This window comes from Mycobacterium sp. E796 (assembly GCF_001672815.1).
In the GTDB taxonomy this organism is placed as follows: Bacteria; Actinomycetota; Actinomycetes; order Mycobacteriales; family Mycobacteriaceae; genus Mycobacterium.
In genome coordinates this window covers 47,138-53,321 of sequence record NZ_LZKK01000247.1, presented here as the reverse complement: position 1 = coordinate 53,321, position 6,184 = coordinate 47,138, and the positions used below count along the sequence as shown (strand labels likewise).

9 protein-coding genes, 2 tRNA genes and 3 pseudogenes are annotated in these 6,184 nt (G+C 65.6%); 10 read left to right on the top strand and 4 right to left on the bottom strand.

Features of this window, described 5'->3' with window-relative positions:
* Window positions 1-117, top strand: a pseudogene (locus A5706_RS35300) (exodeoxyribonuclease V subunit gamma); the annotation flags it as partial.
* Between the two features lie 33 nt (window positions 118-150).
* On the opposite strand, the pseudogene A5706_RS18635 reads toward A5706_RS35300, so the two are convergent.
* Window positions 151-609: pseudogene (locus A5706_RS18635) on the bottom strand (exodeoxyribonuclease V subunit gamma); the annotation flags it as partial.
* A gap of 72 nt (window positions 610-681) precedes the next feature.
* Here A5706_RS18635 and A5706_RS18630 point away from each other — a divergent pair.
* The 3 genes from A5706_RS18630 to cynS all read left to right on the top strand — a co-directional run bounded on the left by A5706_RS18630 (window position 682) and on the right by cynS (window position 1,938).
* Window positions 682-1,197 (top strand): nitroreductase family protein, encoded by a 516-nt coding sequence (locus A5706_RS18630; protein WP_068104658.1) that lies wholly within the window; start codon window positions 682-684, stop codon window positions 1,195-1,197.
* Window positions 1,198-1,225: 28 nt separating this feature from the next.
* On the top strand, window positions 1,226-1,375 hold the full coding sequence (locus A5706_RS34400) for a hypothetical protein (protein ID WP_231985349.1): 150 nt from the start codon (window positions 1,226-1,228) through the stop codon (window positions 1,373-1,375).
* A 95-nt stretch (window positions 1,376-1,470) separates the two neighbouring features.
* Window positions 1,471-1,938, top strand: a complete 468-nt coding sequence (gene cynS / locus A5706_RS18625) for a cyanase (RefSeq protein WP_068133470.1) — start codon at window positions 1,471-1,473, stop codon at window positions 1,936-1,938.
* Window positions 1,939-2,064: 126 nt separating this feature from the next.
* Here cynS and A5706_RS18620 read toward each other — a convergent pair whose 3' ends face one another.
* From A5706_RS18620 to A5706_RS18610, 3 genes and pseudogenes are all read right to left on the bottom strand, one after another.
* Window positions 2,065-2,760: a crotonase/enoyl-CoA hydratase family protein gene (locus A5706_RS18620; RefSeq protein ID WP_068133467.1), complete on the bottom strand. Its 696-nt coding sequence runs from the start codon at window positions 2,758-2,760 to the stop codon at window positions 2,065-2,067.
* A pseudogene (locus A5706_RS18615) lies at window positions 2,757-3,616 on the bottom strand (hypothetical protein). Before A5706_RS18615 ends, A5706_RS18620 begins: the two are co-directional and overlap by 4 nt.
* A 96-nt stretch (window positions 3,617-3,712) precedes the next feature.
* On the bottom strand, window positions 3,713-4,426 hold the full coding sequence (locus A5706_RS18610) for an MBL fold metallo-hydrolase (protein WP_068133460.1): 714 nt from the start codon (window positions 4,424-4,426) through the stop codon (window positions 3,713-3,715).
* 71 nt (window positions 4,427-4,497) lie between these two features.
* On the opposite strand from A5706_RS18610, the gene A5706_RS18605 reads away from it, so the two are divergent.
* The 6 genes from A5706_RS18605 (at window position 4,498) to hadB (ending at window position 6,184) form a co-directional block, all read left to right on the top strand.
* Window positions 4,498-4,701: a type II toxin-antitoxin system VapB family antitoxin gene (locus A5706_RS18605; RefSeq protein WP_068104650.1), complete on the top strand. Its 204-nt coding sequence runs from the start codon at window positions 4,498-4,500 to the stop codon at window positions 4,699-4,701.
* A 127-nt stretch (window positions 4,702-4,828) separates the two neighbouring features.
* Window positions 4,829-4,901: transfer RNA gene (locus A5706_RS18600), tRNA-Thr, on the top strand.
* Between the two features lie 53 nt (window positions 4,902-4,954).
* Window positions 4,955-5,028: transfer RNA gene (locus tag A5706_RS18595), tRNA-Met, on the top strand.
* 50 nt (window positions 5,029-5,078) lie between these two features.
* Complete coding sequence (rpmG, locus tag A5706_RS18590) at window positions 5,079-5,246, top strand: 50S ribosomal protein L33 (protein WP_066907182.1); 168 nt, start codon at window positions 5,079-5,081, stop codon at window positions 5,244-5,246.
* 43 nt (window positions 5,247-5,289) lie between these two features.
* A complete protein-coding gene (hadA, locus tag A5706_RS18585) occupies window positions 5,290-5,769 on the top strand; it encodes a (3R)-hydroxyacyl-ACP dehydratase subunit HadA (RefSeq protein WP_068133456.1) in 480 nt (159 codons plus the stop codon).
* On the top strand, window positions 5,756-6,184 hold the full coding sequence (gene hadB, locus A5706_RS18580) for a (3R)-hydroxyacyl-ACP dehydratase subunit HadB (protein ID WP_068104646.1): 429 nt from the start codon (window positions 5,756-5,758) through the stop codon (window positions 6,182-6,184). Before hadA ends, hadB begins: the two co-directional genes overlap by 14 nt.

The following is a 6,184-nucleotide window of genomic DNA, read 5'->3' as shown; positions in this document are numbered from 1 at the left end:
CTGCGACGCGGCCGACGGTATGCGACGGCGCGTCGGCTGGCGGGGCTGTTCGCGTCGTACGCCCGGCAACGCCCGCAATTGCTCGCCGACTGGCTGGCGGGCGACACGGAGAACCTGGACGAGGACCTGCGCTGGCAGCCGGAACTGTGGCGGGCGTTGCCGGGCGTACGACGCGAACAGCCCCGCCAGCCGACGCGCCGTCGCATACCGTCGGCCCCGGCGCAGCTCCGACTCCTCGCCGGTGTGGAAGTGGCCCAAATGTGTTGCCAGCGTTACGCACCACGGCTCGTCGAGGCTGCAGTCGATGACCTCCAGCAGCGGCCACGTCATCGCCTCCGGCGCCCACGGGTCGTCGTCGACGGTGCCAGTGATTTCCGCTATCAGCGACGCCGGACTGCGGAACGCCACCCCCGCGCACACCCCGTCGCCGCCGGCGGGCCCGGACCCCAGCACGTGCGACAACCGCTGAGAAAGCCAGCGCTCCACGCCGCGCGCGGGCACCAGCACCAGCTCCTCGGCGAACGGGTCGGACTGGGGGTTGGCCAGCAGGGCGCCGAGAGCGTCGGCGAGCAGGTCGGTGCGTTCGGCGCGGTGGAGATGGAGGGCCATTGCGCTGCCACCATAGAACGCCGCACCGACGGGCGGGGATGATTCTGCGCCGACATGCCGTTCGAAAAGGTTATGGAAGCTTGGGACGCGATCAGCGCGCGGCGCAATGTGCGGCAGTACAAACCGGAGCCGGTGTCGGAAGAAGACCTGAACCGCATCGCCGAGGCCGGCTGGCGGGCGCCGTCGGCGAAAAACCGGCAGCCGTGGGACTTCGTCATCGTCACCGACCGTGATCAGCTGCAGCAGCTGTCCACGGTGTGGCAGGGCGCCGGTCACATCGCGGCGGCCCCGGCCGCCATCGCCATCGTCGTGCCCGAGCCGCCGGACCAGCGCAGGCTGGTCACCGACACCTACGACATCGGCCAGGCCACGATGGCGATGATGATCGCGGCCACCGACCTGGGCATCGGGACGGGCCATTCGTCGGTGGGTGATCAGGACAAAGCGCGCGCCATCCTGGGCGTGCCCGACGACCACCAGGTGGCCTTCCTGCTCGGCGTCGGGTATCCCGCCGACCGGCCGCTCACCCCGATCCGCAAGCCGAATCGACGCCCGTTCGCCGAGGTCGTCCACCACGGGCGCTGGTGACCGCGGGTGGCCGAATACGCTTGTGCCCGTGCATGATCACCGCGGCGACTACGGAATCGACGGATCGTTCAAGACCCTCTCGGCGCGCGCCCAGGGCATGGGCGTCGTCGCGCAGGCCGCCGTGGTTTTCGACTCGCCTCGTCGCGGCCACCAAACCCGGGTGAGGCTCGGCAGGTAGGGGATATAGGTCGCCGCAGAATTCGATATCGAGGGCGATATCAGATTCGCAGAGCGTGTTTGTCCGCCGACATGAGCCTGTACCAAACCAGTGCAATGCTGATACGCATGACGAGAAACGAACTCACCGAACAGGTCGTCGTCGCGCGGTTGGCCAGGGGGCTGACCTGGCAGGAGCTGGCCGACGCGATCGACAGGCCGGTGCTATGGACCACGTCGGCGTTGCTGGGCCAGCACCCGATCCCCGCCGAGCTCGGCAAGGTCCTCGTTGAAATGCTCGGCCTCGACGAGTCGGCGGTGCCCTTGTTGGCGGCCCCGCCCATGCGCGGCGGCCTGCCCACCGCCGTGCCGACCGATCCCACCATCTACCGCTTCTATGAAGCCCTCCAGGTGTACGGCGGCGCGATCAAGGAGCTGATCCACGAGCAGTTCGGCGACGGCATCATGAGCGCGATCAACTTCAGCGTCGACCTGCAAAAGCGGCCGCACGCGTCGGGTGACCGGGTGGTGGTGACATTCGACGGGAAATTCCTTCCCTACCAATGGACCTCGGCGGACGACTGACCCACGAAGGTGAAGTGACGGCGCGCGGCGTACGTGCCACACTGGCGACGAGGAGGCGAGCAACGCGGTGGCCAGGTCTTTTACCTGCCACCGCGTTCGCCTGCTCGGTTCTCCAGCGCCGACGGCTCAGAGCCCGAACTCGGCCTCTATTCCGTCGATTCCGGCGCGAATGGCTTTGAGCGCTTCGGCGCGGGCGCGCAATTTGGTTGCGGCGTGGGCATGCTGGTGCAGGCCGGCGAACTCACGCGCGGCCTCCTCGGCGCGGCTGACCACGATCTCGGGCAACACGATTTCGTCGACAAAGCCCGCCGCGAGGGCGGTTTCGCCGAAGAATGTCTTGGCCAGCCCGGCGGCCTGCTGATAGGCGGACTGCGTCAGCCGTAGTTTCATGATCTCCAGGGCCGCGTACGGGATGACCATGCCGATCGCGACTTCGTTGGCCTGGATGTTGTAGGCGTGGGCGGCCACCCGGTGGTCGCCGGACGACAGCAGGAACGCGCCCATCGCGATGGCGTGGCCGGTGCAGGCCATCACCACCGGCTTGGGGTAGGACAGCAGCCGGTAGGCGAGTTCGAAGCCGCCCCTGAGCATGTCGATCGCGGGCTGCGCCTGACCCGAGGTCAGGATCTTCAGGTCGAAGCCGCCGCTGAACACGCGGTCGTTCCCGGTGATCACCAGCGCCCCGGCGTTGTCGCTGTCGGCCCGGTCGATCGCCTCGTTGAGCGCCTGCTGCATGGTCGGGCCCAGCGCGTTGACTTTGCCGTCGTCCATCTTGATGACCGCGATGGAGTCCTGCTTGCTGTAGTGGACCGGACCGCTCATAAGTTGCTCCTTTTATCCCGCGTCAGACGTGCTGGCTGCGGTGCTTGGCCAGATCCGCTTCGGCGTCGCCCCAGCGCACGCTGACGTCGGTGGGCTGGTCGAGCACCCGGGTGCGCCAGCGCTCCTGCGTCTCTTGCACGGCGCCGTTGATCCGCTCGATCTCGCTACGGAACACCTCGGGGCGCGTCTCCTTGCTCGCGTAGTGGAAGTAGGTCAGCAGCCCGCGCAACAGCTCCAGCTTCTGCTTTTCCCGTTTCGCCAGGTCGTGCGTCGTCATCAACTCGATGCGCTGGACCGGCGGCAGGGCATCCCAGTCCAGCACCACGGTCGTCTGCAGGGCGGGTCGCTCGCCCTGCCAGAACCGCCAACCGCGCGGCTTGTCTGGGCGGTCGTAATAGATCAGGGTCCCGGTGAAGCGGGATTCGATGCCGGTTCCGATTTCGGCGCGGTCGAGCGCCGAGTCCCACACCATGCGCCATTCCTGCCCTGGCGCGAGCACCGGCAACTCGCTCGGAAGCTTCAGTTCTGCGACGTCGGCATAGCCGTCGGCGGCGTTTTCGTATTCGGCCACCGTCGGCGGATTCGGAAATGAAAAACGGATGTTGTAGGCCGCCGTCTGGCCGAAATTCCTGACCACGAGTTCGATAACATGCCAGTCGGCGGCATGCGGTTCCATGAACATTGCGACGTGCGGTCGGATCCGCTCCGCGGCCACCCGCCGGTTGAGTCTGAGCTGGCGATTTGTGAAGATCAGCGCGACGACACCCAGCAAGATGGCGGCCCACGCCGCCCACGCCAACCAGGTGCTGGACCCCACATTTGTCACCCCGTGCCAGCCGCCCTGGATCCACCCCATTGAATCCACCCTCCGCTTATATCACAGTGATCTTCGGCGGGAAATTTCGTTGGACCGATCCTAGAGGTATTCGGCCCATAAATTGCCCCACGTCAATTACCCGCCCATCAACATTCGCCACTGATCGAGGTCGGCGGCGCGATACACATAGTTTGTGCGCTTGACCTCCGACAGCGAAGCGCTCGGCTCGGCCGAATACCAGTGTCCCGGAAAGACTGTCGGGTCGCCCGGCAGCGCGGCGAGCCGCTGCAGGCTGCGGTACATCTCGTCGGAGTCCCCGCCGGGGAAGTCGGTGCGGCCGCAACCGTCGAGGAACAGCGTGTCACCGGCGACCAGGCGGTCGCCGAGCAGGAAGCACTGGCTGCCGGGGGTGTGCCCCGGCGTGTGCAGCAGCTCGATCTCGATATCGCCGATGCTGACCTTGTCGTGGCTTTCGTGGGTGGTCAGGTCGCCGAGGCCGATCCCGGTGACCCGCGAAACCCACACGGCTTCATGGGTGTTCACGTGCACCGGGACGGCCGCCCGCTCCAGCAGCTCGGCCAGGCCCTCCATCTGGAAGCCCATCATCGAGCCACCCACGTGGTCGGGGTGATGGTGCGTCACCAGCACACCGGACAGGTGCATGCCGTCGGCCTCGAGCGCGTCGAGCAGGTCACCGGCGGCATACGCGGGGTCGACCACCACGCAGTCGCCGGTCTGGCGGTCACCGATCAGGTAGGCAAAGTTGCGCATCTGCGTCGCGAACATGTCACCGGCGGCGAAATCGCGACCCGAGAGCAGTTGGCGAAAATACAGCCGGTCCTCTGACACCTGACCAGACTAGTGGCTCGTCCGCGACTCGCCGCTCGGTTCACGACACCCTTAATGGGTATTGTTGGCCCATGAGGAAGGTCGAGATCGAAATCGACGACGAGCTGGTCCAAGAGGCGATACGTCGGTTCCATCTGGCCGACACGCGCGAGGCCGTTCATCTCGCGTTGCGGACCTTGCTCGGTGAGTCGGACCCGGAAGAGAAGGACGGCGAGGAGTACGACGAGTTCAGCGATCTCAGCGCGTGGCAACCCCGTCACGGCGAGGGCGGGTGATCTATTAGCTCACCGGCCGCCAACTCGTTTCGGGAGCCGACCAGGCCCACGTCGGTGGTTTGGTGACGTTGCGTCCCAGGCTGTACCCTCTTTTTGGCCCGCGGCAGGACTGTCGCTTGGGTGAACGGCCCCCTTAGCTCAGTCGGTAGAGCGTTTCCATGGTAAGGAAAAGGTCAACGGTTCGATTCCGTTAGGGGGCTCGGCGGACGCCGAGCAGGCAGGCGGCCAACACCCCGAAGCGGGGTGGACCAGAGGCGATGTAGCTCAGTCGGTTAGAGCGAACGACTCATAATCGTTAGGTCGCCGGTTCGAGTCCGGCCATCGCTACAGCACAACAGCACAAGAGCGCGACGCGAGAGATTTGAGAGAGAACGGACATGGCTTCCAGTACCGACGTGCGGCCCAAGATCACCTTGGCATGCGAGGTGTGCAAGCACCGCAACTACATCACCAAGAAGAACCGCCGCAACGACCCCGACCGCATGGAGCTGAAGAAGTTCTGCCCTAACTGCGGCAAGCACCAGCCCCATCGGGAGACGCGGTAGCCCCGAGGCATTCATCGAGATTGGCTAGGTAGGTTCTAGACCTGTGTCATTGAGCGCGGACATCGTCGGGATGCACTACCGCTATCCCGACTACTACGTCGTGGAGCGGGAGAAGATCCGCGAGTACGCGGTGGCGGTGCAAAACGACGACAAGTCGTTTTACGAGGAGGACGCGGCCGCCGAACTCGGCTACAAGGCCCTGGTCGCCCCGCTGACCTTCATCTGCGTTTTCGGCTACAAGGCCCAGTCGGCGTTCTTCAAATACGCCAACATCTCGGTCGAGGAAGCGCAGATCGTCCAGGTCGACCAGGTGCTGAAGTTCGCGAAGCCGATCGTGGCGGGTGACAAGCTCTACTGCGATGTGTGGTTGGACTCGATGCGCGAGGCGCACGGCACCCAGATCATCGTGACCAAGAACATCATCACCGATGAGGCAGGTGACATCGTGCAGGAGACCTACACGACCCTGGCGGGCCGTGCCGGCGAAAATGGGGAGGCGGGATTTTCTGATGGCGCTGCGTGAGTTCAGTTCGGTGAAGGTCGGGGACCGGCTGCCGGAGAAGACCTACCCACTGACCCGTCAGGACCTGGTGAACTACGCGGGGGTCTCCGGCGACTTGAACCCGATCCACTGGGACGACGAGATCGCCAAGGTCGTCGGGCTGGACACGGTGATCGCGCACGGCATGCTGACGATGGGCATCGGCGGCGGCTACGTGACGTCGTGGGTCGGCGACCCCGGCGCCGTCACGGAGTACAACGTGCGGTTCACGGCTGTGGTCCCGGTGCCCAACGACGGCAAGGGTGCCGAGCTGGTCTTCAGCGGCAGGGTGAAATCGGTGGATCCGGACAGCAAGTCGGTCACCATCGCCCTCACGGCCACCACCGGCGGCAAGAAGATCTTCGGTCGGGCGATCGCGTCGGCCAAGCTGGCGTAA